This window comes from Niallia sp. 03133 (assembly GCF_052663225.1).
On record NZ_JBQTCY010000008.1, the window covers coordinates 36,533 to 62,384 of the forward strand.

A 25,852-nucleotide genomic window follows, 5' to 3' on the forward strand; every position below is an offset into this window, starting at 1 on the left:
GGAGCGAAGGATGACTTCGCTCCCTTAGTGTCCGTCCACGTTTGCTGCAAAGACTTCTTGGGATTTTTTTAAAACCTGTTTTTAAACGGATTTGTTCTATATAAAGAAGTAATAAGTTGTTTTTATTTAGATGAAAGGGTTATAATGGAATAAAAATTCGTTATAATGAACGATTTGCGATATTAATGGTGGAGGTAAAATCAGTGAAGGTATTGGTAACAGGCGGGGCAAGCTGTATTGGTGTGGAAGTGGTTAAGGATTTAGTAGAATCTCATATAAAAGTAGTCAGTGTAGATGATAGAAAACCAGAAGTTTCATTTTCATCTGATACGGTATCCTACTATCAAATAAAGATCGAGAGACAAGCTCTAAAAAGAATAATAATAGAAGAACAAGTCGACTATGTCATTCACTTAAAAGCAATTCCTTTCCCATCAAATAGTATAAAAGACTCTTATCAATCTTCTGAAAAGAATATTTCATTGACTATTGAAGTATTAGAGGCATGTGCAGCAGCAAATATAAAAAAAATTATTTTCCCTTCCACTGTTGCGGTTTATGGAGAATCGAACGAACGAAAAGCAGAAACTGCTTTTCTTCAGCCAAGCTTATTTTTAGGAGTATCCAAAAAAATAGAAGAACAATATATACAAAATTATCAGCGGTTTTATGGATTATCTTATACAATATTGCGATTTTCGACTATTTATGGCTGCCTAGACAACAAAGAGTCAAAGCTAATTTCTTCCGCTATTGATCAATACATAAAAGAAAAATCATTTTTTTTTCCGGAGGAGGAACAGCAAGCTGATTTTATTTATATAAAGGATGCTTTAGCAGCTTTTCGTGCAAGTATAACTGCAGGAGATAATGAAATCATTAATATAGCGTCAGGAAGCACTTCATCATTCCATGTGATAGAAGAAATTATTTATAATGGCTGCGAAGGGGAAGAGCTCACCGTTCACACATTTAAAAAGGAACCAGTTAAGGGAAATAGCCAGTTTGCGACTGAAAAAGCAAATTATTTATTGCACTGGAAGCCTGAAAGGACATTGGAAGAGGGAATAAAAGAAATGATCATGCAGGTTAATCGAATGCTTATAGGCAACAAAAAACATTCTTAAGGATGAAGTCTAATTTGATTGTTTTATCCCACTCTTAACGGGCAGTAAAACCCCCACTGATGGAAGGAGCACTTTATTTGGCCCAGCTGTATAGAAGTGTGGTATATTGATTTGCCATTTTTTAAGAATGAAAAACAATAATATGGTGAGAATAATAGCGAAACGAACAAAATAAATACTCATTGTTTTATTTGCAACGCATAGAACAAACTTATTTTGTTTGAAAGTTTTCGAAAAAGCGGTCATTTTGCATCGCGTTTTCTAATAACTAAAGAGGTGGTTATGAATGAAAACCAGATTCCTTTTATTCTCAACTGTTTTTCTTCTATTAGTTTCCTTTCTTGCTTTGGAGAATAGAGCAAGCTATGCGAACAGCAGGAGCGATGAAGAGCATCCTGCAAGAGTAGATGTCGTGTTAAAAAGAATCTATTTAGACGGCGAAATAAGTGAAGAGTCTTTGGAGGAAACGGTTTGGTCTATGGAAGATTTCTGGTCAAAATATGACAGCTGGCAGCTGGAAAATTTGGAAAAAAATAAGCTTGTATTTAAGCAGGAAGTGGATGATATATCCCCATTATTAAAAACAAATGGTTACTTTGGCATTACTGATAAAGGAATTTTAACCATTTATAATGGGAAGCCAGAGTACTCTCAAATCATTCAATCCTTTTTTCAAATAGACTTGAAGAAATTAGAATCCAACGAACAAAAAAACCTGCAAAAAGGGATTCCAATAAAAACAAAAGACAGGTATGTCAAGGTGCTCGAATCCTTTAAACAGTACACATTGGAAAATCAGGAAAATTAGGTATAAATACTTATAGCAGTGCAGCGATTTATGTATAAAAAATCCTAGTGGACAAAAGGTATGATAACTTTGTTCGTTAGGATTTTTTTGTGAGGAAAAAGTCGCTAACTCTTTCTTCTCGTTAAAAGTGTTAGTTCATACGCTGCTAATCGGGCGATTGTGTTTTTCTTAGAATATTATGAAAATCATCTTGGATGGCAGTTTTTCTTTAATATATGATAAAATAAGCATTAGGTTTTAAAAGGGAGCGAAACAATTTTGTATGAATTTATTAAAGGGAAAATAGATTTTGTTGGACCAGAATACATAGTTCTTGAGAATAATGGCATCGGCTATCAGATAAAAACACCTAACCCATTTTCTTTTTCTTCTTTAGCGGGTCAAGAAATCACAGTATTTACTTATCATTATGTAAGAGAAGATATTATCAGCTTATATGGTTTTCGGTCAAGAGAAGAGAAGCACTTATTTACGAAGCTGCTGAATGTTTCAGGAATTGGTCCAAAAGGTGCATTGGCAATATTGGCATCTGGAGAACCAGAGCAAGTGATAACGGCAATTGAAAATGAGGATGAAGCATTTTTAGTGAAGTTTCCAGGAGTCGGGAAAAAAACAGCTCGACAAATGATCCTTGACTTAAAAGGAAAGCTTCCAGATTTAATGCCAGACTTTTTCCCAAACCTTTTCAATGCAGAAGAAGCGGAGAAAAAACAACATCGTTCAGAAGCATTGGAAGAAGCACTCATGGCGTTGGCAGCACTTGGCTATTCGGAAAAAGAAATTAAAAAAATTACTCCAGGTTTAAAGAAAGAGCAATTAACGACCGATCAATATATTAAATTGGCATTGCAATTGCTGTTAAAATAAATAAGATAAGATCCTGTACCAAAGGGGCGGTGGCTCTTTTTTTGTTAACATATAATTTTATAGAAAGGGGGAGGATGATATGGATGAGCGAATTATCTCCAGTGAAGCGGATATGCAGGAGGTTTCTTTTGAACAAAGCTTGCGCCCCTTGCGTTTAAAAGAATATATTGGGCAGGATAAAGTAAAAGAGAATTTAGAAATATTTATAGAGGCTGCAAAGTTAAGAGAAGAATCTCTCGATCATGTCCTTTTGTACGGTCCGCCAGGTCTCGGGAAAACAACTTTAGCTACTATTATCGCAAATGAGATGGGTGTTAATATGCGTACAACGTCAGGTCCTGCAATTGAACGTCCTGGAGATTTGGCAGCGATATTAACAGCTTTAGAACCAGGAGACGTCCTTTTTATCGATGAAATTCACCGTTTGCCTAGATCGATAGAAGAAGTCCTTTATCCAGCAATGGAAGACTTTTGTTTAGATATTGTGATTGGAAAAGGAGCAGATGCACGGTCTGTCCGCATTGATTTGCCTCCATTTACCCTTGTTGGCGCAACAACAAGGGCAGGGGCTATTTCTGCTCCTTTACGAGATCGATTTGGTGTATTAAGCAGATTAGAATATTATGAAGAAGGACAATTAAAGGATATTGTAGAACGGACAGCAGAAGTTTTGCAAACAGAAATAAATGAAGAGGCGGCCTGGGAAATTGCAAGACGATCACGCGGAACGCCGAGAATTGCCAATCGTCTACTGCGAAGAGTGCGGGATTTTGCACAAGTAAAAGGGAATGGAAGCATCACAAAAGAAATTTCGCAGTTATCGCTGGAGCTGTTGCAAGTAGACCGTTTAGGCTTAGATCATATTGACCATAAATTATTAATGGGAATGATTCATAAATTTAAAGGCGGTCCTGTTGGACTTGAAACCATAGCAGCAACAATTGGAGAAGAATCACACACTATTGAAGATGTTTATGAACCGTATTTGCTGCAAATTGGCTTTTTGCAAAGGACTCCCAGAGGGAGAATTGTTACGCATCTCGTTTATGAACATTTTCAATTAAATGATGCAAAAGAATAACTAGTAAAAAGAAATAGGTGACAAAATTGAAAGTAGAATTATTTGATTTTCATTTGCCAGAGGAATTGATTGCACAAACTCCGTTAGAGGATAGAACAAGCAGCAGACTGATGGTAGTTAATAAATCAACAGGCGATTTAAGCAATCATACATTTAAAGATATTATTGATTATATAAATCCTGGAGATTGTCTTGTATTAAATGATACGAGGGTGCTGCCGGCAAGGCTTTATGGTGAAAAAGAAGATACAGGCGCACATATAGAAGTACTTCTATTAAAACAGCAGGAAGGCGATCAGTGGGAGACACTTGTAAAACCGGCAAAACGGGTAAAAGCTGGCACGGTTATTTCCTTTGGAGATGGAAAACTAAAAGCAGTTTGTATGAAAGAGTTGGAACATGGCGGAAGAATTTTAGATTTTCAATATGAAGGCATTTTTTATGAAATATTAGATGAGCTTGGAGAAATGCCTCTTCCGCCGTATATAAAAGAAACACTTGATGATCAAGACAGATATCAAACGGTGTATGCAAAAGAAAGAGGATCTGCTGCTGCACCAACAGCAGGATTGCATTTTACAGAAGAACTGTTGGACCAGTTAAAGACAAAAGGCGTTCATATTGCTTTTCTTACTCTTCATGTTGGGCTAGGTACTTTCCGACCGGTAAGTGTGGATGATGTCGATTCCCATGAAATGCATTCGGAATTTTATCAGTTAACAGCAGGAACTGCCACGTTATTAAATAAAGTGAAAGAAAAAGGCGGCAGAATTATTTCAGTTGGGACGACTTCCACCAGAACGTTAGAAACCATTGCGGCAGCAAATAATGGCAAATTTGTGGAACAAAATGGCTGGACCAATATTTTTATTTATCCAGGCTACGAATTTAAAGGCATCGACGGGATGATTACGAATTTCCATCTGCCAAAATCCACTCTTATTATGCTGGTAAGCGCACTTGCAGGAAGAGAAAATATTTTACATGCCTATGAAACAGCAGTAAAGGAGAAATATCGTTTCTTTAGTTTTGGGGATGCGATGTTCATACAATAAAGTTTCCATGCCGCATGAAAAAGAAGCAGCTTTCTTAAGTTTATTCTTGTATTTGAAGCAGGGAGCAGCCTGCATACTCGAAGACTCCCGCGGGAAAGCGAGAAAGACGAGACCCTGCAGGAGCGTAGCGACGAAGCGGCTCGGCGCCCGCCCGCAGGAAAGCGAAGTGTATGCAGGCTGCGGACTAATTGAGAGCGCAATGCTATTTTCAGGGTAGCCTAATGAAAAGATGATAACTAAAGGAGAAAAAAACATTGACTGCAATACGTTATGAATTCATTAAAACGTGTAAACAAACAGGAGCAAGGCTGGGAATTGTTCATACTCCCCATGGCTCCTTTGAAACACCAGCTTTTATGCCAGTTGGGACATTGGCAACTGTAAAAACAATGGCTCCAGAGGACTTAAAAACGATGGGTGCCAATATTATTTTAAGCAATACGTATCATTTATGGCTGCGCCCAGGACATGAGATTGTCAAAGAAGCTGGCGGGCTTCATAAATTTATGAACTGGGATAAAGCTATTTTAACCGATTCAGGCGGATTTCAAGTATTCAGTTTAAGCGATTTCCGTAAAATTGAAGAAGAAGGCGTGCATTTCCGCAATCATTTAAATGGAGACAAACTATTCCTTTCTCCAGAAAAAGCAATGGAAATTCAAAATGCTTTAGGCTCTGACATAATGATGGCATTTGATGAATGTCCACCATATCCAGCAGAATATGAGTATATGAAAAGATCGGTTGAAAGAACTTCCAGATGGGCAGAGCGCTGTTTAAAAGCACATAATAGACCGCAGGACCAAGGCTTATTTGGGATTATTCAGGGTGGAGAATATGAAGAATTAAGAAAACAAAGTGCCAGAGATTTAGTTTCTTTAGATTTCCCGGGGTATGCTGTTGGCGGATTATCAGTAGGAGAGCCAAAAGATGTCATGAATCGTGTGTTGGAGTTTACAACACCATTAATGCCGGATAATAAACCTCGTTATTTAATGGGAGTAGGTTCACCAGATTCATTAATTGACGGGGCAATTCGTGGAATTGATATGTTTGATTGTGTGCTTCCGACGAGAATTGCAAGAAATGGAACGTGTATGACAAGCGAAGGACGACTTGTTGTAAAAAATGCGAAATATGCAAGAGATTTTAGTCCGCTAGATCCAAATTGCGACTGCTATACATGTAAAAATTACAGCCGTGCATATATTCGTCATTTAATACGATGTGACGAAACATTCGGAATTCGACTTACATCTTACCATAATCTATATTTTCTGTTAAACTTAATGGTGAATGTCCGTCAGGCGATTCGTGAAGATCGTTTAGGTGACTTCAAAGAAGAATTTTTTGAACGTTATGGATTTAATAAACCGAACGCTAAAAACTTCTAAATAGAAAACGCTTTGAAAGGAGGGGAAATACATGCAACAAATCGTAGGATTATTACCATTTATTTTAATGTTTGTCCTGTTTTACTTTTTGTTAATTCGTCCACAGCAAAAACGTCAAAAAGCAGTGAGACAAATGCAAAATGAACTGAAAAAAGGGGACAAGATTGTAACAATCGGTGGTCTTCATGGCATAGTTGATGCTATTAATGAAGGTACAGTTGTGATTAAATGCGGAGATGGAAGCCGTCTTACATTCGATCGCAATGCTGTTCGCGATGTTACGCCAGCTGCTAGTCCTTCACTAGATAAAGCGTAATCATAAAACAGTACATAAAAGCAGCGGGAATTTCCTGCTGCTTTTTAATATGCTATAAAGTAAACTTCCATCAGTGGGGGTTTTTCCTTATCCCCCACTGATGGTTAGTTGCACTTATCGGACCTTTACGGGCAAGTTTCAACACCTAGCTTCCTTGATTTCTCGGCATCTTGAGGTGGGGGGTTACTGCCCGTTAAAAGTGGGATAAAAAGTGGATTAAGTGCCTTTCGAAAGGTTTACTCCTAAAATACCACCCATCATGCAGATTAGCGTATAGCATATATGGTAGATAAACTGCTCTGATGTAAATAGTTGATCCAGGCCTAAATAAGTGAATAGAAACACAATAATAGAATAGATCAGCCCTGTTAATCCACCCAGAAACCACCCTTTTTGCTTCCCTTTGCCGCCAGAAATAAAACCGCCGGAAAATAATGTGACAAAAGAGACGGCAGTAATAATGTATTGCAGAGAAGATTCCTGCAGAGATGTAAATCTTAATAGTAAGGAAAATATAATACTGCTTGTAATTAAAAGAATAAAGATGGAAATAAGCCCATATAAAACGGCGCTTCCAACATGCTTGCTTTCCTCGATTTTAAACCTCTCCCTTCCAAACCTTTCTATCTGTATAAATTTTTTTGATATTCTAGTACAAGCATATTCACATTTTTGGAAAATAGAATCAATAAATAAATAACTTTCTCCAAGAAAGAAGCTGTAGATGAAGAACGATTCCTCTCTATATTGGAGCTTCCTTTTAAAGGAGGAGTCATTAAGAAAATATCGGACCGATCCACGGGACTTTTTGTAAATCTTCTTTTTTCACTAGCTTTAGAATCAATAAAAGAATGGTATAAATCATGCTTAACAAACAAGTGATCAGCATTACCTTCACTGGCAAGGAGAATAAAGTCATCATTTTTGTTAATTTTATGCCGATGTAAGCAGTAAAAAATATAATGAAAATCATTTTTAGATAATCTCTAACAAAAATAGTAAAGCTGATCGTTTTAATTATTGTTGCAAAATGAAGCATGGTTACAAGAATAAATCCAACGATTAAAGCGATGGCAACTCCATATATGCCGAATTCAGGGCGGCGGGCTAAAAATAAAATGACAGCTGTCTTCACAGCAGCGCCGATAAAGCTGTTAATCATGGCCGCTCGAGCTAAATTAAGTGCCTGAAGCGCGGCTTGAAGTGGACCTTGATAATAATTAAGAATAAAAAACGGCGCCATCAACTGAATAAAAGTCGTTCCCCTTGAACTATGATACATAACATTCATAAGAGGGTCTGCGAGAACATATAAAACGACGACTGCAAGTCCACCTGTCATAAAAGTGAACCGAAGCGCCTGCTGCAGTAAATATTCAATTTTTTTGTATTGATTATTCGCTTTTGCTTCACTTATTGCAGGAACAAGGGAAGTGGAAAGCGATTGAGTGAAAAAAGAAGGAAGCATTAATAATGGAAGGGCAAAACCTGTTAAAACACCATATTGCTTAGTGGCATTAACTGCAGTCAATCCTGCGATGGATAAACTATGTGCAACTACTATAGGCTCTATGAACCATGCTATACTTCCTATCATTCTGCTGCCAGTTGTCGGCAATGCAACTTGCATTAATTCTTGAAAAGTATTTTTTCCGTTTCGAACATATTGGAAGAATCTTTTTCGCAAGGGAAATGATTTTTTCCATTTGAAGGATGCCAATAAAAAAAGCAAGGAAGCTAATTCGCCAAGAACAGATGCTAACATCGCACCTGCAGCGGCATATTCGATGCCGAGTGGCAAAAATGCTTTAGTAAGTGCTGCAATAAGTGTTATTCGGATAACTTGTTCAATAACTTGGGAGGTAGCTGCTGGCCGCATATTTTGACGTCCTTGGAAATATCCTCTTAAAACTGAAGAAACAGCGATGATAGGAATAATGGGTGTAATCGCCATTAAGGGCTGCAATGTTCTTGCATCCGTAAATAATGTATTCGATAAATAAGGAGCCAATAGAAATAACGCAGGTGTAAATAATAGGGTAAGCGTTAATGTGGTTGCTAATGATACAACCAATATGGATTTGACTTTTCGATTATTGCCCTCTGCCTCTGCTTCGGCAATGTTTTTTGATATTGCAACAGGCAGTCCAAGCTGGATGATTGTGACGACAAGGATTAGCGTTGGATACACCATCATATATAAACCAACCCCGTCTTCCCCGATAAACCTTGCAATAACGATGCGATTAATAAATCCTAGTACTCTTGTTATAAGTCCTGCCACTAATAAAATCATCGTTCCTTTTAAAAACTTAGACATTTAATTCCCTGCCTTCTCAAATTGCGAATAATACTATACAATTAACTATATGCAGTAATGTGGACAAAGCATGACAAGGAATCATCTTTTTATCGTTTGATTTTTTTAGAAATGAATAGAACGATTTATTCTATTAATGAAATCAATTATCTTGATAACTTTTCAGATTGAGTCAGAAGGGTCTTCTTTTAACGAGAGGCATTAGGAGGTGAAATCCTTCCTGCTGATGCAAACAGCGGAAAGAGGACGGACGTTTAACGCAGTCTGATTAATTGAATAAGGGAGCTGTTATAAGCATGCTATCAGCACATTTATATGATCATTATCGAAAAGAGGTACAGCCAGCGTTAAAAAGTAAATTGGAAGAATTTCATTTACTTGGATATGAAACGATAACAGAAGATGAATTATGGTTTTATCTTACAAAGAAAAAATGGAAAAAGCCTGCTGACAGCGGAAGATTGTTTATTTTGGTGCAAGATATATTAAATGTAAAAATTGCAGAATATATGAATTTTGCTACTATAGAAGCATATAGAGCAGATGATTTTTTTTCCGTCTTGTCAGAAGAAGAGAAAAAGGAATTATTAAAGTAATGTTAAAATTATGATATTTTTTTGAACAAATTGACAGCCAACTTAATCTGTTTCATAATGGGTTTATTCTATAAACAAAAATTGAATGATCATAGGGGATCTTGTCGAAAAGCGATAAAGCCAGAACTATGGTTGTATTATATCAGACAATAGCTGCTTATATATTTCGCCATCCTGTACGAAAAGAGCATGTTTTCTCTTTAACAGGATGGCTTATATTTGTGATGGTTGTAACGTACATAAATTTATCTCTATATTTAATAGTAGAATATAAGTACAACATGAACATACTAAATAGGAAGTTATTGTCTATATGTTTGAAAAGTCATCTTTTGTTTATCTTTGAGGAGGATCAATACATAATGGTAAAAAGAAGTAGAATTGTTGCTTTCTTGTTAATCATCCTACTTTGTGCCGGCTTACTTGGCGGTACCACAAAAAATATTTTAAATCATATTAAACTAGGATTGGATCTTCAAGGGGGATTTGAAGTTCTTTATGAAGTTACACCAATTGAGGGTGGAAAACAAAAAATAACGAAGGATGTACTATCCAGCACGGCAAAAGCCCTCGATAAACGGGTTAACGTTTTAGGTGTAAGCGAGCCAAGCATTCAAGTCGAAGGCAATAATCGAATTCGTGTGCAGCTTGCTGGTGTTACGGATCAAAACAAAGCAAGAGAAATATTATCAACAGAAGCGAATCTTTCTTTCCGTGACGTAAATGACAAGAAATTATTGGACGGTTCAGATCTTGTGGAGGGCGGGGCTTCTCAGGGCTTTGATGAAAATGGAAAACCTAGTGTATCTCTTAAGCTTAAAAGCGCAAGCAAGTTTAAAGATGTGACGCAAAAAGTTTTGGGTAGTGCTCTGGTTATATGGCTGGATTATGAAAAAGGAGATTCTTATCAAAAAGAAGCAGCAAAGCAGAATCCTAAATACTTATCCGCACCAGGGGTAAGCCAAGTATTTAACCAAGACACTGTTTCTATTACAGGAAACTTTACAGTTCAAGAGGCAAAAAATTTAGCAGATCTATTAAACGCAGGAGCATTGCCTGTGAAACTTTCTGAAAAATATTCCACAAGTGTTGGGGCTCAATTTGGAGACCAAGCGTTAAAAGATACGGTATTTGCTGGTATCGTTGGAGTAGGAATTGTCTTTTTATTTATGGTTCTGTATTATCGTCTACCAGGACTAGTTGCCGTTATTACTCTTACCGTTTATGTTTATTTAAATCTTCTTGTATTGGATTTAATGAATGGTGTACTCACGTTGCCTGGAATAGCGGCACTTATTCTTGGTGTTGGGATGGCAGTCGATGCCAATATCATCACATATGAACGGATCAAGGATGAACTTCGTGTCGGCAAATCGCTTCGGGCAGCATTCCAAGCAGGAAATAAAAACTCTTTATCAACGATTTTTGATGCGAATCTTACCACCATTTTAGCAGCGGTCGTTCTATTTATTTATGGTACAAGCTCCGTTAAAGGGTTTGCGACATTACTAATCGTCAGCATATTAGTCAGCTTTATCACAGCTGTATATGGATCGAGATTATTACTTTCTTTATTAGTAAACAGCAAAGCCTTTAATAAGAAGCCAACATGGTTCGGAGTTAATCGTAAAGATATAAAAGACATCAATGAAAATTATGACACATTAACATTGCCGACGAAGTTTGATCGCATTGATTTTGTCAAATACAAAAATATCTTTTTCTCAGTTTCTGGTGTGCTGATTGCTGCCGGAATTATCATTCTATTTGTATTTAAATTGAATTTAGGCATTGATTTTTCAAGCGGTTCCCGTGTAGAAATTATGGCAGATAAATCACTAACAACAGAAGAGTTAACGCAAGAGCTGAAAAAAGTGGATATTACAGCAGATGATGTCGTCATATCAGGAGACAATCAGCAAATTGGTGCAATTCGCATTAAAGGGGATCTTAGTAAAGATAAGATTGCTGAATTAAAAACAGAATTAAAAAATACTTACGGGCATGAACCGAATATAAGCACTGTATCTCCTACTATCGGAAAAGAACTTGCTAAAAATGCTTTTTATGCACTGTTGTATGCTTCAATCGGCATCATTATTTATGTAACGATTCGTTTTGAAATCTATATGGCACTTGCTGCGGTAATTGCCTTGCTGCATGATGCATTTTTTATTGTTGTTATTTTCAGCTTTACAAGACTGGAAGTAGATATTACCTTTATAGCAGCTGTATTAACAATAGTCGGGTATTCCATCAACGATACGATTGTTACATTTGACCGTATTCGAGAAAACTTAGCCAAGAAACAACGTATTAAAACAGCACAGGAAATTAAAGATATTATTAATCGAAGTTTAAGACAGACATTTGCACGTTCCGTCAATACTGTCTTGACAGTGGTTATTTGTGTTGCTGCATTATTAATTTTCGGCAGTGATTCTATTAAGAACTTCTCTACTGCGCTATTAATCGGCTTAGTTGGCGGTGCCTATTCTTCCATCTTTATTGCCTCTCAATTATGGTATGTGTGGAAGAAGAAGGAATTGAAGAAAAAAGGTGTGTTAATTACAGTGAAAGAAAAACGCAAAAACACAGACCAGCCTCAAGTTTAAGGGGCTTCATAAAAGCAGAGCCATTCTCTTATTTTTAAAAAGATAATATGTCTTTTGACTATAATAAAGAGAGTGGCTCTGTTTTTTAATCGTCTAGGAAATTATAAACGAGATAGAGTTGTGGATAACTTAGCAGTTTGGTCCGCGTCCAGCTCCAGCGCCTATCGCCTATCAAACTTCAGGTCATCTCCCTATGATAAGTCAACATCGATTCGCTATCGCTCATCGTGTTTCCTTTATCTCAGTCGAAGCCTTTCCAGTTTGTACGGCGATGATCAAGGCGCTTGCGCTTTTGTTCTATAGAAGGACTTTTTAGGTGATAAAAAATTTGAGATTGCCTATTCTATGTTTTAGTGTTGCGAGCAATTGGGAAAAGGAGATTAAAAGCATGTAAGGGAAGGCAGTTCTCTTGATGCCATCAATAATAAGGGGGCAATAACATGAAAAGACAGTGGAGTTTATTATTTGGCATATTGTTTGCACTTATAGTAGCAGTATTTGCGGTAATAAATGTAGAACCGGTTACAGTCAATTATTTATTTGGAAAAAGCGAGTGGCCATTAGTTCTCGTTATTTTAATTTCTGTTCTTCTTGGCGGTTTAATGATTGGCTCTACAGGTATTATAAAAATTTATGCCTTGCAAAAAAAATTAAAAACAGCTGCAAAAGAAAAAGAAGAATTAGCAGAAAAATTAAGCAAGTACGAGGAAGTGCAGCCTGTCGTTGAAGGTGAAAGTTAAACATTAAGGAGGCTGACTTCGAAGGACGATAATGATTGTCCTTTGAAGTCAGTTTTTTTTTTGTACCCAGCAGACGCGGGAAATCCCGATAAAAGCAAAGGTAAACGGAATTTAACAATGAAGAATACTGGAGGATTCTATGAATACAGCGAGGGTGTTTTTTGATGCATGAGAATAGAAGACTACTATCTCTCCACAAAGTCTCTGAAGTTTTTTCGATGTTTCATAATACAGAAACGAGATCACTGTGTAAACAGTTTAAAAATTCATTAAGAAGTTATTCCGTTGAAAGCGTGCAAAACAGCTTGTATAATAAATAGATTGGGGTGATGAAATGTTACGTTCAAAAACTAGATGGATTACACAAAATAATCAATCAGAAGCAATTGTTGCTGAATTGGTTCAACAATTAAACATTACACCTCTTGTCGCTTCACTGCTGGTTAATCGAGGCTACCGAACGGTTGCTGAAGCGCAAGAGTTTTTATTTGATCAAAATCAGGATTTTCATGATCCTTATTTGCTGTTGAATATGGAAACAGCAGTAGAAAGAATTCGTGCTGCCATTAAGCATAATGAGCAGATTTTAGTATTCGGGGATTACGACGCGGACGGTGTAACGAGTACAACGGTTATGATGAAAACATTAGAGGATATGGGGGCAAATGTGCAATTTTATATTCCCAACCGATTTACAGAAGGCTACGGTCCAAATGAATCTGCTTTTCGTTATGCGAAAAGTATCGGAATCGACTTAATCATAACGGTGGATACAGGTATTGCCGCAGTGCATGAAGCCAATATTGCAAAAGAATTAGGAATAGATTTAATTATTACCGATCACCATGAACCTGGACCTGAATTGCCAGAAGCTTATGCAATTATTCATCCGAGGATTCCTGGAAGCGAGTATCCTTTCCATGAGTTGGCTGGTGTAGGAGTTTCTTTTAAAGTGGCACACGCTTTATATGGAGAAGTGCCAGAACATTTACTGCAGTTTGCTGCAATTGGAACGATTGCCGATTTAGTGTCGCTAACAGGCGAAAATCGTTTAATTGCCAAAAAAGGCATAAAAAAACTACGTCAAACAACTAATGTTGGTTTAAAAGCATTGCTGCAGCAGATGAATATAGAAACAAATGCAGTGGATGAAGAAACAATTGGTTTTATGATTGCACCTAGAATTAATGCAGTAGGACGATTGGACAGTGCAGATCCCGCAGTAGACCTGCTATTAACAGACGACAAAGAAATGGCTCTATCACTCGCATTAGAAATGGAAGAAACAAATAAGGAACGCCAGTCGATTGTCAATAAAATGACAGAAGAAGCAGTGGAGCTTGTTGAATCCCAATATCCTTTAAAGGAAAACCGTATATTAATTGTTGGCAAAGAAGGCTGGAATCCCGGGGTTGTCGGAATTGTAGCATCCCGTTTAGTTGAAAAATTTTACCGGCCGACCATTGTTTTAGGGTTTGATGCGGAAAAAGGCATTGCAAAAGGATCAGCAAGAAGCATTGCAGGATTCGATTTATATAAAAACCTGTCTACATGCAGGGAAATTCTTCCCCATTTTGGAGGACATCCGATGGCAGCTGGAATGACCTTGCAGCTGGAAAATGTCGATCTATTACGGAGAAAATTAAATGACCTTGCTTTTGAAAGTATGCAAGAGGAAGATTTTATTCCATTAACATCAGTGGATGGCAGCTTTACATTAGATGAGCTAAAACTTGATGCGATTCAAGAAATGCAGTTGTTGGCGCCCTTTGGTGTTGATAATGCCAAACCAAAAGTAATTTTAAGCAATACAGAAATTGAAAATATCCGCAAAATTGGAGCAAATCAAAACCATTTGAAGATCATGCTGAAGCAGGGGCAGGATACATTGGACGGCATCGGTTTTGGAATTGGCGAATTATACGATCATATTTCTCCTTCTGCTAAATTAGATGTATTGGGGCAATTGTCCATCAATGAATGGAACAATATAAAGAAACCTCAGATTTTTATTCAGGACATCATGGTGAAAACATGGCAGCTTTTTGATTGCCGCGGTGTTTTGAAAGTGGAAAAATTAGTGGATAAAATCCCTCAGGATGATGCAATATGGATCTTTTTTCAACAAGAGTCCATTAATGAAACGCTGAAAAAAAAAATATCTAATTTTAAGCTCGTTGAAACAAAGGAACAAGCCGCTTCCTTTTATTGTTCAGAAAAAGTATTAGTGTTAGCTGATTTTCCGAAAAGCACTGAAATTATTCAGCATCTATTGTCTAATTTACAGCCAGAAAGAATTTATGCCAGCTTTTATAAACAGCAAAGCGACTACTTTAGTACAATGCCTAACAGAGATCATTTTAAATGGTTTTATGGTTTTTTAGCAAAACAAGGAAAATTCCATTATGAAAAATATCGAAATGAATTGGCAAAAAGACAAGGGTGGAGCAATGAAACAATTGTCTTTATGACAAAGGTGTTTTTTGAATTGAATTTTGTTACAATGGAGAATGGATTTATTTTATTAAACAAGAATACAGATAAAAGAGATTTGACAGACTCACCCACTTTTCAGCAGAAACAAGCACAATTTTCTCTCGAAAAAGAATTGATTTACTCATCATATGGGGAATTAAAAAGTTGGTTTGATCATATTCTAAAAAAATCCGTTAATAACGAGGAGGAAATAAAAGAATGGATTTGAAACAGTTTATAACAATTGTGGAAGATTGGCCAAAACCTGGCATTCGGTTTAAAGATATTACAACATTGATGGATAATGGTGAAGCATATAAATACGCAACAGACCAAATCGTTTCCTATGCAAAGGAAAAAGAAATTGACCTTGTTGTTGGACCGGAAGCTCGTGGATTTATTATTGGATGTCCAGTAGCTTATTCTTTAGGAGTAGGTTTTGCACCTGTACGCAAGGAAGGGAAGCTGCCCCGCGAAACCATTAAAGTTCAATATGGTTTGGAGTATGGAAAAGATGTACTAACGATTCATAAAGATGCCATTAAACCAGGCCAAAGAGTATTGATTACGGACGATCTGCTTGCAACAGGTGGTACAATCGAAGCGACGGTTAAGCTAGTAGAAGAGCTTGGAGGAATAGTTGCAGGAATTGCCTTTTTAATTGAATTATCATACTTAGAAGGCCGTAAAAACTTAGAGGGCTATGATCTGTTAACGTTAATGGAATATTAAATTCTTCTGTAAAAGAGCGCTGCAATAGGCGCTCTTTTTTGAATACGAATAAAGAGAATATAATTAAATACGACTTTTTTCGACATTATTTTTAATTTTTCAAGAAAATTACCAGTATTCTCTTTACAAGCCTCGTTATTTTAATAATAATAGTAATAATGATTCTAAATTTATCCCACTCTTAACGGGCAGTAACCTTCCACCTCAAGATGCTGAGAAATTGAGAAGCTAGGTGTTGAAACTTCCCCGTAAAGGTCCGATAAGTTTAACTAACCATCAGTGGGGATGAAGAAAACCCCCACTGATGGAAGGTTCACTTTATCTCTATTCTATTTTAAAAAGAAGAATAAGTTTTGTACTTTGATTGTAAATCACAGGAAATCGTCTGCTAGAATAGAAAAAATGTAGATTTTATGATAAATTTTAATAACAGTATTGTTAAAAAAGAAAAAAATCAGAGCGGAGAGATTCGACATCTATGCTATGGTTTAGGGACTTTTTGAACAACCTTTACTAAACGGAATATGAAAGGTGATTACATGGCGAATGATCAAGTATTAACCGCCGAACAAGTCATCGACAAGACGAAGGGATATTTAAACGAAGAGCACACTGCATTTATTCAGAAAGCATATGATTATGCAAGGGAAGCTCATCGCGAACAATATAGAAAATCAGGGGAGCCATATATCATCCACCCAATTCAAGTTGCAGGCATTCTTGCTGATTTGCAAATGGATCCAGCTACTGTTGCTGCAGGTTTTCTCCATGATGTTGTTGAAGATACAGATATCACGTTGGCTGATATTGCAAAAGACTTTGACAAAGAAGTGGCCATGCTCGTTGACGGCGTTACAAAGCTCGGAAAAATTAAGTATAAATCACATGAAGAGCAGCAGGCAGAAAATCATCGCAAAATGTTTGTTGCGATGGCGCAGGACATTCGAGTCATTTTAATAAAACTTGCTGACAGACTTCATAATATGCGTACGTTAAAACATTTACCTGCAGAAAAACAGCGTCGTATTTCAAATGAAACATTGGAAATTTTTGCTCCTTTGGCACATCGGATGGGAATATCCACGATTAAATGGGAGTTGGAAGACACTGCTTTACGTTATATGAATCCGCAGCAGTATTATCGGATCGTAAATTTGATGAAGAAAAAGAGGGAAGAGCGGGAGCAATATTTAGAAGAAGTTGTTTCAGAAATTCGTCAAGGGACGGATGATGTAAAGATTTTCTCTGATATATCCGGCCGCCCAAAACATATTTACAGCATTTATCGAAAAATGGCCATGCAAAATAAACAATTTAACGAAATATATGATCTACTTGCCGTGCGGATAATTGTGAATAGCATTAAAGATTGCTATGCAGTGCTGGGTATTATTCATACTCGTTGGAAGCCAATGCCAGGACGCTTTAAAGATTATATTGCGATGCCAAAAGCCAACATGTACCAGTCTTTGCATACAACGGTTATCGGCCCAAAAGGCGATCCTTTAGAAGTGCAGATTCGCACATCTGAGATGCATCGCATTGCCGAGTTTGGTATAGCTGCACACTGGGCTTATAAAGAAGGAAAAGCAGTAAATGAAGGATCTTCTTTAGACGAAAAGCTTTCCTGGTTTAGAGAAATTTTAGACTTCCAGGAAGACAGCATTAATGCAGAAGAGTTTATGGAAAACTTAAAGATAGATTTGTTTTCCGATATGGTTTTTGTATTTACTCCTAAAGGAGATGTATTTGAACTTCCTTCCGGCTCTGTTCCAATTGATTTTGCCTATAGGATTCATTCTGAAATTGGAAATAAGACAATTGGCGCAAAAGTAAACGGAAAAATGGTTACCCTTGATTATAAATTAAAAACTGGGGATATTGTCGAAATACACACAAGCAAGCACTCATATGGTCCAAGCCAAGACTGGATTAAGATTGCACAAACTTCCCAAGCAAAAAATAAAATCAGACAATTCTTTAAAAAGCAGCGTAAAGACGAAAACGTGGAAAAAGGCAAGGAATTGGTTGAAAAAGAAATTCGAAATATGGAATTTGATATAAAAGAAATCGTCACGCCTGAAAACGTAAAAGCAGTTATTGAAAAGTTTAATTTCGTAAGCGAAGAAGATATGTATGCTGCCGTTGGATATAATGGAATAACGGCATTGCAAGTAGCAAATCGCTTAACGGAAAAATGGCGTAAAAAAAGGGATGCGGAACAAACTGCAACTATATCCAATGCAGTTGCAGAGCTTAAGTCATTTCCAACAAATAAAAAACGAGCATCTGGTGTTCGTGTTGCCGGAATTGATAATTTATTGATTCGTCTATCCCGCTGCTGCAATCCTGTACCAGGTGATGATATTGTTGGTTTCATTACAAAGGGAAGAGGCGTTTCTGTACACCGATCAGACTGTACAAACATTGATACGGATGATGCAAAAGCCCGATTAATTCCTGTTGAATGGGAAACCGCACTAAATGATCGGAAAGAGTACAATGTGGAAATTGAAATCAGCGGTTACGATCGCAGAGGCTTATTAAATGAAGTGCTTCAAGCCGTCAATGAATCCAAAACAAATATTTCGGCTGTTTCTGGCAAATCAGACCGCAATAAAATGGCTACTATAACGATGTCGATATTAATTCTAAATGTAACACACTTGCAGAAGGTTGTTGACCGCATTAAACAGATTCCAGATGTATATGCGGTAAGAAGAATAATGAATTAAGGAGTAATACAGTGCGTGTTGTTTTACAAAGATCAAAAGAAGCAAAAGTAGAAGTAGACGGAGCTATTGTTGGAAGCATTCAAAAAGGTTATGTTTTACTTGTGGGCATCACACATGATGATACAATGGAGGACGTTCAGTACTTAGCGGAAAAAATCGCTCGTTTACGCGTTTTTGAAGATGAGTCAGGTAAAATGAATACAAGCATTTTAGATGTAAACGGTTCTATTTTGTCTATATCTCAATTTACGTTATATGGAGATACACGTAAAGGAAGAAGACCCAACTTTATGAATGCTGCAAAACCAGAATATGCTGAATATTTATATAATCAATTTAACAGCACTTTAAAAAATAAAGGACTTGCAGTTGAAACTGGCAAGTTTGGAAGCATGATGGATGTTTCTCTTATTAATGACGGACCAGTCACATTAATACTGGAAAGCAAATAAAAAGAAAAGCGGAAGCGCCTTGGTGATTTGCCAAGGTGCTTCTGCTTTTTTCCTATATGCATTTAAATAATATCTAAAGGCATTTTTCTAGTTGGTTTAGGAAATGCTTTGTCTATCATTTGTAATTCTTCTTCTGTTAAGTGAATAGAAGAAGCTTTTGCATTTTGCAAAACATGGTTTTCTTTACTAGCTTTTGGAATAGCAATTACATTTCCGGAACGTACGGTCCAAGCAAGCGCAATTTGCAATGGCTCTACTTGATGTTGAGAAGCAATGGCTTTTATTGTTTTATTTTCTAATAATTCTTTTTGTAAACTCCCGCCTTGAGCTATCGGACTGTAAGCCATAATCGGCATAGAATGATCTTTTTGCCATTTTGTGAGATCAAAGTCTATCCCTCTTGATCCTAAATGATAGAGAACTTGATTTGTTGCGCAATGGCTGCCATTAGCTTTATTCCACAATTCATTCATATCACTTGTGTCAAAGTTGGATACTCCCCATCTTTTGATTTTCCCATCTTGAAAAAGCTTCTCCATCCCTTCTATTGTTTCTTCTAGTGGAAAGGATCCCCTCCAATGAAGAAGGTATAAATCGAGATAATCTGTTTTCAATCGTTTTAGGCTGTTTTCACATGCTGTAATAATACGGTTTTGACCAGCATTATGCGGATACACTTTACTGACTAAAAAGGTGTCATCCCTGCGGCCATTTATTGCCTCTCCAACTAATTCCTCCGCTTTCCCTTCCCCGTACATTTCAGCTGTATCAATTAATGTCATGCCTAAATCAATGCCGAGCTGAAGTGATTTTATTTCTCCCTGCCGATTAAGAGAATTCTCTCCCATATTCCACGTGCCTTGTCCAATGCAAGGAATGGCGGTGCCATCATGGAAAGTGACGTGGCGGGTTGATAAACTGTTTTGCATATCATCATTTAAAGCCATCAAACAACCTTCCTTTCTGTTAAAAATCAGTTTAATAGCTGAAAAATCCTTTCATAAAACAATAGCCCATCTTGTTTTGAATAAAACACAAAAGGCAGCCTTTCATAAAAAAAGCTGCCTCTGTATTTAACTTTATTGAAAATAATTTGCCAGTCCTTGATAGATGGCAGCTGAAACGGTTTCTTGATATTTTTGTGTAGCTACTAATTGTTCTTCTGCTGGATTGCTTAAATAACCGAGCTCTAATAATGTGGCAGGCTGGCTGTTTTCTCTAAGAACAAAATAGCTGTTTTGTCTCACACCGCGATCGGCCATGTTTGTCGCTTCAATAATGCTTGCGTGGAGTTCATTCGCAAGTTCTTTTTGGGAAGAAGTATAGTAGTAGCTAGTCATTCCCATAATGGTTGGATCTTTGACACTATCATAATGGATGCTGATGAAGGCGTCTGCATTTGAACTGCTGCTCATATTTACTCTGTCTTGTAATGTTAGAAAATGATCATCAGATCTTGTTTGTATTACGGTGCTGCCGGCAGCTTTTAATTTATCTGCCAATAGATTAGCTGTACGAATGGTCAAATCCTTTTCCAATATACCGAATATGCCAATAGTCCCGCTGTCTTTGCCGCCATGTCCAGGATCGATCACAATAATTTTGTCTTTTAGATCCCCTTTTTTTGATTCTACATTTGTTGTATGTAAAGTATTAGAAGCTTCCTTTACGATCCAGTTGGCAACATAGCCTATATCGCCGTTAGATAACTCTATTTTATACCAATCGCCAATTTCAGCAATTGTTTGGAAAGTGTCTCCTTTATTAGCAATCAATTTTACATTTGAATTTACTGTCGCGTTGCTTCTTATATTTGTTCGATTATATAAAACCATTATTTTTGTATTGATTTTTTTTTCTTTTTCTTTTAGTTGGGTATTTTCTGTGTTTTCATCAAGGTAATCACTATATATCCATGCATAATTTCCAGAATATTGGATTTTAGACCAATTTCCTTCTTTTGAAACAATATGAATAATCGTGCCTTTTGCCAGTTTTCCTATAATATCTCCAGAGGTAGATGGGATGCTGCGAACATTGACTTCATCTTCTGAGACAGTTGCAATTTTGCTGCGAATGCTGGTATTTGTCTCTTTTATAACCGTTTTTTCATTGGATTCTATAAACTCTTTATGTACCCAGCCTGTCCCAACCGATGTTTCGATTTCTAGCCAATCGCCATTTTCAGTAAGGATAGTAACAGAAGAATCCTTGCTGAGTGTGTTTATTACATTGTAATTTGTACCAGGTCCATTTCGCAGGCGAAGTCCATTTTCTGTCACTATTCCTTTGTTTGAATGGACGGCAGCCGCTTCTGTGCTGTTTTGGTTTTTTGTAACAAGATAACTGGCTACCCAGCCTGTTTTGCCTGTATGTAGTGTTATTTCAATCCAGTCAGATTGTTCCTGGACTATTGGATAATCTGTATTTGCCTCCATTTGATCGACAATAGGTGTATTTGTGCTAGGGCCTTCTCTTATATTAATAGGGTTTGCTGAATGAACCGTTTGGCTGTTTTCAGCCGATCCTTTAATAGTTGGAAAAATGAAAAACAACAAAAAAGGCAGAAGTAAATAGGCAGTTCGTTTGCGTTTATTCAATCAATATAACCTCCTTTCTTTAATAGTAGGAATAAATGAAAGAAAAAACAATACTAATTTTGTCCTACTCCTACATACCTTTCGAGCAAAAATTCAATTTTCCCTTTAAATATACACTATAATTCATTTGCAAATTTAGACAGGAAAAAAAGAAAAGGTGCAATTTTTTTATAGAAATAGGGGAAAATAAGAAGAAACTTTAAAAATAAAGGGTGATTTTCTTGAGATTTGGTGAGAAAAGTTTATCTGCAAATCAGATAGATGCAAAATTATTAGGCATAAACTTTCATGATTTTATGGAAAAGGAATCCAATACAAATGCAGTGGAATTAGCGTCTGAATTCGGTTTATCACTTGGAGACGTTAAAAAGCTGAAAAAACAATTAGGAAGAAACTAATAGGCTATTGACAAAGAATTCGTTCCTCTTTATTATTAATAAAATAATAGCTAGGATATGTTGAAATAACCAATGATAGAGAAAAGTAAGTAAGAGACACATGAAAAGAGAGGAAGTGCCCTTTGGCTGAAAGCATTTCTGCATGATGACTTATTGAAAGAACACTCTGTAGGTTTTCTTCTGAACATGCTGTTTTAAGCATCAGTAGGAATGAAACGTTAGCAGGCGTTAACTGCAAAGTGGAAGCGGAAAGATGCTTCAATTAGGGTGGTACCACGGGATATAAACTCTCGTCCCTTGTATGTATGAATACAAGGGACGAGAGTTTTTTGCTTTATAAAAAAAGTGAAGCTAATTCCCTATAAGCGAGTCAATTGTTTATGAAGGAGGATACATAGATGCAAATAAATATACCTAGAGGAACACAGGATATTTTACCTGGTGAGGTAGAAAAATGGCAATATATTGAAAAAAAACTAAAAGAAATTTGTGATCGATTTCAATACAACGAAATACGCACGCCGATCTTTGAACATACAGAGTTATTTTTAAGAAGTGTCGGGGATACAACGGATATAGTACAAAAAGAAATGTATACATTTGAAGACAGAGGTGAAAGAAGTCTAACTTTACGTCCGGAGGGAACCGCTTCAGTTGTTCGTTCTTTTGTAGAAAATAAAATGCATGGTTATGCCAGTCAGCCGATAAAACTTTATTATCTAGGACCAATGTTCCGTTATGAACGCCCTCAGGCAGGTCGTTTCCGCCAATTTGTTCAGTTTGGTGTGGAAGCAATCGGCAGCAATGATCCTGCTATTGATGCAGAAGTGATGGCACTCGCATATACGGTGTATGAAAGCATGGGCCTTTCTAAACTAAAACTAGTGGTTAACAGTCTTGGAGATAAAGAGAGCAGAACTGCTCACAGAGATGCTTTAATCGGACACTTTAAACCAAGCATCGGGGAATTTTGTCGTGATTGCCAAAACCGTTTAGAAAAAAATCCAATGAGAATATTAGATTGCAAAAAAGACCGTGAACACCCGTTAATGAAAACTGCACCATCTATTTTGGAATATTTAAATGAAGATTCTCGTCAATATTTTGAAAAAGTGCAAAAGTATTTAACTGCTTTAAATATTCCGTTTGTAGTAGATTCCAATTTAGTTCGTGGATTGGATTATTACAAGCATACCGCTTTTGAAATTATGAGTGAAGCAGAAGGGTTTGGTGCTATTACTACACTTTGCGGCGGTGGAAGATACGATGGCTTGACGGAAGATATAGGCGGACCAGCAGCACCGGGAATTGGGTTTGCCATGAGTATTGAACGCTTGCTGGCCTCATTAAAAGCAGAAAATATCGAATTGCCTCTAGATAAACAAGTAGATGTGTATCTTGTTTCATTAGGGGAGGAAGCAAAGGATTATACGGTTGGCCTTTTAAATACGCTGAGAAAAGCCGGATTATCTGCGGAAAGAGATTATTTAAATCGGAAAATAAAAGCACAGTTTAAAGCAGCAGACCGCATTCATGCAAAATATGTTGCAGTATTGGGTGAAGACGAATTACAGAATAATAAAATTAATGTAAAGTCTTTAGAAACTGGCGAGCAAAAAGAAATTGAAATAGCAAAACTAGTGGATGCATTAAAAGATTTTGCGGCATTTTAATGCAGCAAAACGTTCGGATAATGGCGGAATAAGATGAAAAAAGCTTTAGGAGGATACAAGAATGTTTGGTAGATCATATTACTGCGGCGAAGTGACGGAAGCTGCTATAGGGGAAAGTGTTGTTTTAAAAGGCTGGGTACAAAAAAGACGTGATCTTGGCGGATTGATTTTTATTGATTTAAGAGACCGTACAGGAATCGTGCAAATTGTTTTTAATCCAGAAATAAATAAAGAAGCAATTGAAATTGCGGATAAAGTCCGCAATGAATTTGTACTTGATATAAAAGGAAAAGTGATTGCAAGACAAGAGGGCACATATAATGATAACCTGGAAACAGGAAAAATTGAAATCAGTGTTGATGAAATCACGATTTTAAATGAATCAAAAACACCGCCTTTTGCTATTGACGATAAAACAGAAGTAGCAGAAGAAGTAAGACTGAAATACCGTTATTTAGATTTAAGAAGACCTGCTATGTTTGAAACGTTTAAAATGCGTCATCAAGTAACGAAAGTGATGAGAGACTTTTTGGATGCGGAAGGCTTTTTAGACATTGAAACGCCAATCTTACAGAAAAGTACGCCAGAAGGAGCAAGAGACTATCTTGTGCCAAGCCGTGTGCATGAGGGTGAATTTTATGCCCTTCCTCAATCACCTCAGCTTTTTAAACAATTATTAATGGTCGGTGGTATTGAACGTTATTATCAAATTGCCCGCTGCTTCCGCGACGAAGATTTGCGTGCAGACCGTCAACCTGAATTTACACAGCTTGATATTGAAACAAGCTTTATGAGTCAAGAAGACATTATGAAAATGATGGAAAAAATGATGGTTCGAATTATGAAAGAAGTGAAGGGAATAGATGTTTCGCTGCCATTCCCAAGAATGCCTTATGATGAAGCGATGAGCAGATATGGATCGGACAAACCAGATACTCGTTTTGACATGGAACTCGTAAATCTTTCCGAAATCGTCAAAGATTCAAGCTTTAAAGTATTTGCGGCAGCTGTTGAATCAGGCGGTCAAGTAAAAGCAATCAATGTGAAAAATGCAAGCGATAAATATTCTCGTAAAGATATTGATGCTTTAACCGAGTTTGCCAAAGTATATGGTGCAAAAGGGCTGGCGTGGTTAAAAGCAGATGAAGAAGGTTTAAACGGCCCTATCGCTAAATTTATTTCCGAAGAAGAACAAAAGGCGATGAAATCAGCACTTTCAATTGAAAATGGAGATTTATTATTATTTGTTGCAGACAAAACAAATATTGTAGCAGATACTTTAGGTGCCCTTCGTTTAAAACTTGCAAAAGAATTACAATTAATTGACGAAAGCAAGTTCAATTTCTTATGGGTGACAGACTGGCCATTATTTGAATTCGACGAAGAAGAAAATCGTTTCTACGCAGCACATCATCCGTTTACGATGCCGCAAAGAGAAGACATCGAATTACTAGATACAAATCCGAAGCAAGTAAAAGCGCAAGCATATGATATTGTCTTAAATGGATATGAGCTTGGCGGGGGATCATTGCGTATTTTTGAAAAGGAAATACAAGAAAAAATGTTTAGTCATTTAGGTTTTTCAAAAGAAGAAGCGTATGAGCAATTTGGTTTCTTATTAGATGCATTCGAATACGGAACACCACCACACGGGGGAATTGCAATTGGTCTAGACCGTTTAATTATGCTATTGTCAGGCAAAACAAATCTTCGCGATACGATTGCCTTTCCAAAAACAGCTAGTGCAAGCTGTTTAATGACAAATGCACCAAGTAAAGTAAGTGAAAACCAATTAAATGAATTGCACCTTGCGTTAAATTTAAGCAATAAAAAATAAACGATAAAAAGCGGCTGTATTGATTTTTTAC

21 protein-coding genes and 1 other annotated feature are annotated in these 25,852 nt (G+C 36.8%); of the genes, 17 read left to right on the top strand and 4 right to left on the bottom strand.

The window, feature by feature from the left end; genetic code table 11:
- Positions 1 to 203: 203 nt before the first annotated feature.
- The 7 genes from ACTYBU_RS12415 (at position 204) to yajC (ending at position 6,648) form a co-directional block, all read left to right on the top strand.
- Entirely contained in the window at positions 204 to 1,127 is a 924-nt protein-coding gene (locus tag ACTYBU_RS12415; protein WP_445490162.1) for an NAD-dependent epimerase/dehydratase family protein, read from the top strand.
- A gap of 286 nt (positions 1,128 to 1,413) precedes the next feature.
- Complete coding sequence (locus tag ACTYBU_RS12420; RefSeq protein ID WP_445490164.1) at positions 1,414 to 1,935, top strand: BofC C-terminal domain-containing protein; 522 nt, start codon at positions 1,414 to 1,416, stop codon at positions 1,933 to 1,935.
- Positions 1,936 to 2,193: 258 nt separating this feature from the next.
- Positions 2,194 to 2,802: a Holliday junction branch migration protein RuvA gene (ruvA, locus tag ACTYBU_RS12425; protein ID WP_445490166.1), complete on the top strand. Its 609-nt coding sequence runs from the start codon at positions 2,194 to 2,196 to the stop codon at positions 2,800 to 2,802.
- 79 nt (positions 2,803 to 2,881) lie between these two features.
- Positions 2,882 to 3,883 (top strand): Holliday junction branch migration DNA helicase RuvB, encoded by a 1,002-nt coding sequence (gene ruvB / locus ACTYBU_RS12430; protein ID WP_445490168.1) that lies wholly within the window; start codon positions 2,882 to 2,884, stop codon positions 3,881 to 3,883.
- A gap of 26 nt (positions 3,884 to 3,909) precedes the next feature.
- Entirely contained in the window at positions 3,910 to 4,938 is a 1,029-nt protein-coding gene (gene queA, locus ACTYBU_RS12435; protein ID WP_445490525.1) for a tRNA preQ1(34) S-adenosylmethionine ribosyltransferase-isomerase QueA, read from the top strand.
- A gap of 254 nt (positions 4,939 to 5,192) precedes the next feature.
- A complete protein-coding gene (tgt, locus tag ACTYBU_RS12440) occupies positions 5,193 to 6,332 on the top strand; it encodes a tRNA guanosine(34) transglycosylase Tgt (protein WP_445490170.1) in 1,140 nt (379 codons plus the stop codon).
- A 31-nt stretch (positions 6,333 to 6,363) separates the two neighbouring features.
- Positions 6,364 to 6,648, top strand: a complete 285-nt coding sequence (yajC, locus tag ACTYBU_RS12445; RefSeq protein WP_445490172.1) for a preprotein translocase subunit YajC — start codon at positions 6,364 to 6,366, stop codon at positions 6,646 to 6,648.
- Positions 6,649 to 6,864: 216 nt separating this feature from the next.
- Here yajC and ACTYBU_RS12450 read toward each other — a convergent pair whose 3' ends face one another.
- Together ACTYBU_RS12450 and spoVB are read right to left on the bottom strand one after the other, a co-directional pair.
- Positions 6,865 to 7,464, bottom strand: a complete 600-nt coding sequence (locus tag ACTYBU_RS12450) for a TIGR04086 family membrane protein (RefSeq protein ID WP_445490526.1) — start codon at positions 7,462 to 7,464, stop codon at positions 6,865 to 6,867.
- Complete coding sequence (gene spoVB / locus ACTYBU_RS12455; protein WP_445490174.1) at positions 7,424 to 8,968, bottom strand: stage V sporulation protein B; 1,545 nt, start codon at positions 8,966 to 8,968, stop codon at positions 7,424 to 7,426. The genes ACTYBU_RS12450 and spoVB overlap by 41 nt, the downstream gene beginning before the upstream one ends.
- Before the next feature lie 296 nt (positions 8,969 to 9,264).
- Here spoVB and ACTYBU_RS12460 point away from each other — a divergent pair, with 296 nt between their 5' ends.
- From ACTYBU_RS12460 to dtd, 7 genes are all read left to right on the top strand, one after another.
- Positions 9,265 to 9,564 (top strand): post-transcriptional regulator, encoded by a 300-nt coding sequence (locus ACTYBU_RS12460; protein ID WP_445490176.1) that lies wholly within the window; start codon positions 9,265 to 9,267, stop codon positions 9,562 to 9,564.
- A 362-nt stretch (positions 9,565 to 9,926) separates the two neighbouring features.
- On the top strand, positions 9,927 to 12,179 hold the full coding sequence (gene secDF, locus ACTYBU_RS12465) for a protein translocase subunit SecDF (RefSeq protein ID WP_445490178.1): 2,253 nt from the start codon (positions 9,927 to 9,929) through the stop codon (positions 12,177 to 12,179).
- 440 nt (positions 12,180 to 12,619) lie between these two features.
- Positions 12,620 to 12,919: a LapA family protein gene (locus ACTYBU_RS12470; protein WP_445490180.1), complete on the top strand. Its 300-nt coding sequence runs from the start codon at positions 12,620 to 12,622 to the stop codon at positions 12,917 to 12,919.
- A gap of 334 nt (positions 12,920 to 13,253) precedes the next feature.
- Complete coding sequence (gene recJ, locus ACTYBU_RS12475; protein WP_445490182.1) at positions 13,254 to 15,623, top strand: single-stranded-DNA-specific exonuclease RecJ; 2,370 nt, start codon at positions 13,254 to 13,256, stop codon at positions 15,621 to 15,623.
- Positions 15,614 to 16,126, top strand: a complete 513-nt coding sequence (locus tag ACTYBU_RS12480; RefSeq protein WP_445490184.1) for an adenine phosphoribosyltransferase — start codon at positions 15,614 to 15,616, stop codon at positions 16,124 to 16,126. The genes recJ and ACTYBU_RS12480 overlap by 10 nt, the downstream gene beginning before the upstream one ends.
- A gap of 539 nt (positions 16,127 to 16,665) precedes the next feature.
- Positions 16,666 to 18,861: a RelA/SpoT family protein gene (locus ACTYBU_RS12485; RefSeq protein ID WP_445490527.1), complete on the top strand. Its 2,196-nt coding sequence runs from the start codon at positions 16,666 to 16,668 to the stop codon at positions 18,859 to 18,861.
- A gap of 11 nt (positions 18,862 to 18,872) precedes the next feature.
- Positions 18,873 to 19,313: a D-aminoacyl-tRNA deacylase gene (dtd, locus tag ACTYBU_RS12490; protein ID WP_445490186.1), complete on the top strand. Its 441-nt coding sequence runs from the start codon at positions 18,873 to 18,875 to the stop codon at positions 19,311 to 19,313.
- Positions 19,314 to 19,375: 62 nt separating this feature from the next.
- Here dtd and ACTYBU_RS12495 read toward each other — a convergent pair whose 3' ends face one another.
- Both ACTYBU_RS12495 and ACTYBU_RS12500 read right to left on the bottom strand, forming a co-directional pair.
- Positions 19,376 to 20,260 carry an aldo/keto reductase gene (locus ACTYBU_RS12495; protein WP_445490188.1) on the bottom strand — a complete coding sequence of 295 codons (885 nt, stop codon included), beginning with the start codon at positions 20,258 to 20,260 and terminating at the stop codon, positions 19,376 to 19,378.
- Positions 20,261 to 20,392: 132 nt separating this feature from the next.
- Positions 20,393 to 21,913 (bottom strand): N-acetylmuramoyl-L-alanine amidase, encoded by a 1,521-nt coding sequence (locus ACTYBU_RS12500; RefSeq protein ID WP_445490190.1) that lies wholly within the window; start codon positions 21,911 to 21,913, stop codon positions 20,393 to 20,395.
- 212 nt (positions 21,914 to 22,125) lie between these two features.
- On the opposite strand from ACTYBU_RS12500, the gene ACTYBU_RS12505 reads away from it, so the two are divergent.
- From ACTYBU_RS12505 to aspS, 3 genes are all read left to right on the top strand, one after another.
- Positions 22,126 to 22,311, top strand: coding sequence for a hypothetical protein (locus tag ACTYBU_RS12505; protein WP_445490192.1), 186 nt, complete (start codon positions 22,126 to 22,128; stop codon positions 22,309 to 22,311).
- Positions 22,312 to 22,374: 63 nt separating this feature from the next.
- Positions 22,375 to 22,612 (top strand) — a binding site (T-box leader).
- 97 nt (positions 22,613 to 22,709) lie between these two features.
- Positions 22,710 to 23,984 (top strand): histidine--tRNA ligase, encoded by a 1,275-nt coding sequence (hisS, locus tag ACTYBU_RS12510; RefSeq protein ID WP_445490194.1) that lies wholly within the window; start codon positions 22,710 to 22,712, stop codon positions 23,982 to 23,984.
- A gap of 61 nt (positions 23,985 to 24,045) precedes the next feature.
- Positions 24,046 to 25,821: an aspartate--tRNA ligase gene (gene aspS, locus ACTYBU_RS12515; protein ID WP_445490196.1), complete on the top strand. Its 1,776-nt coding sequence runs from the start codon at positions 24,046 to 24,048 to the stop codon at positions 25,819 to 25,821.
- The last annotated feature ends 31 nt before the right edge of the window (positions 25,822 to 25,852 follow it).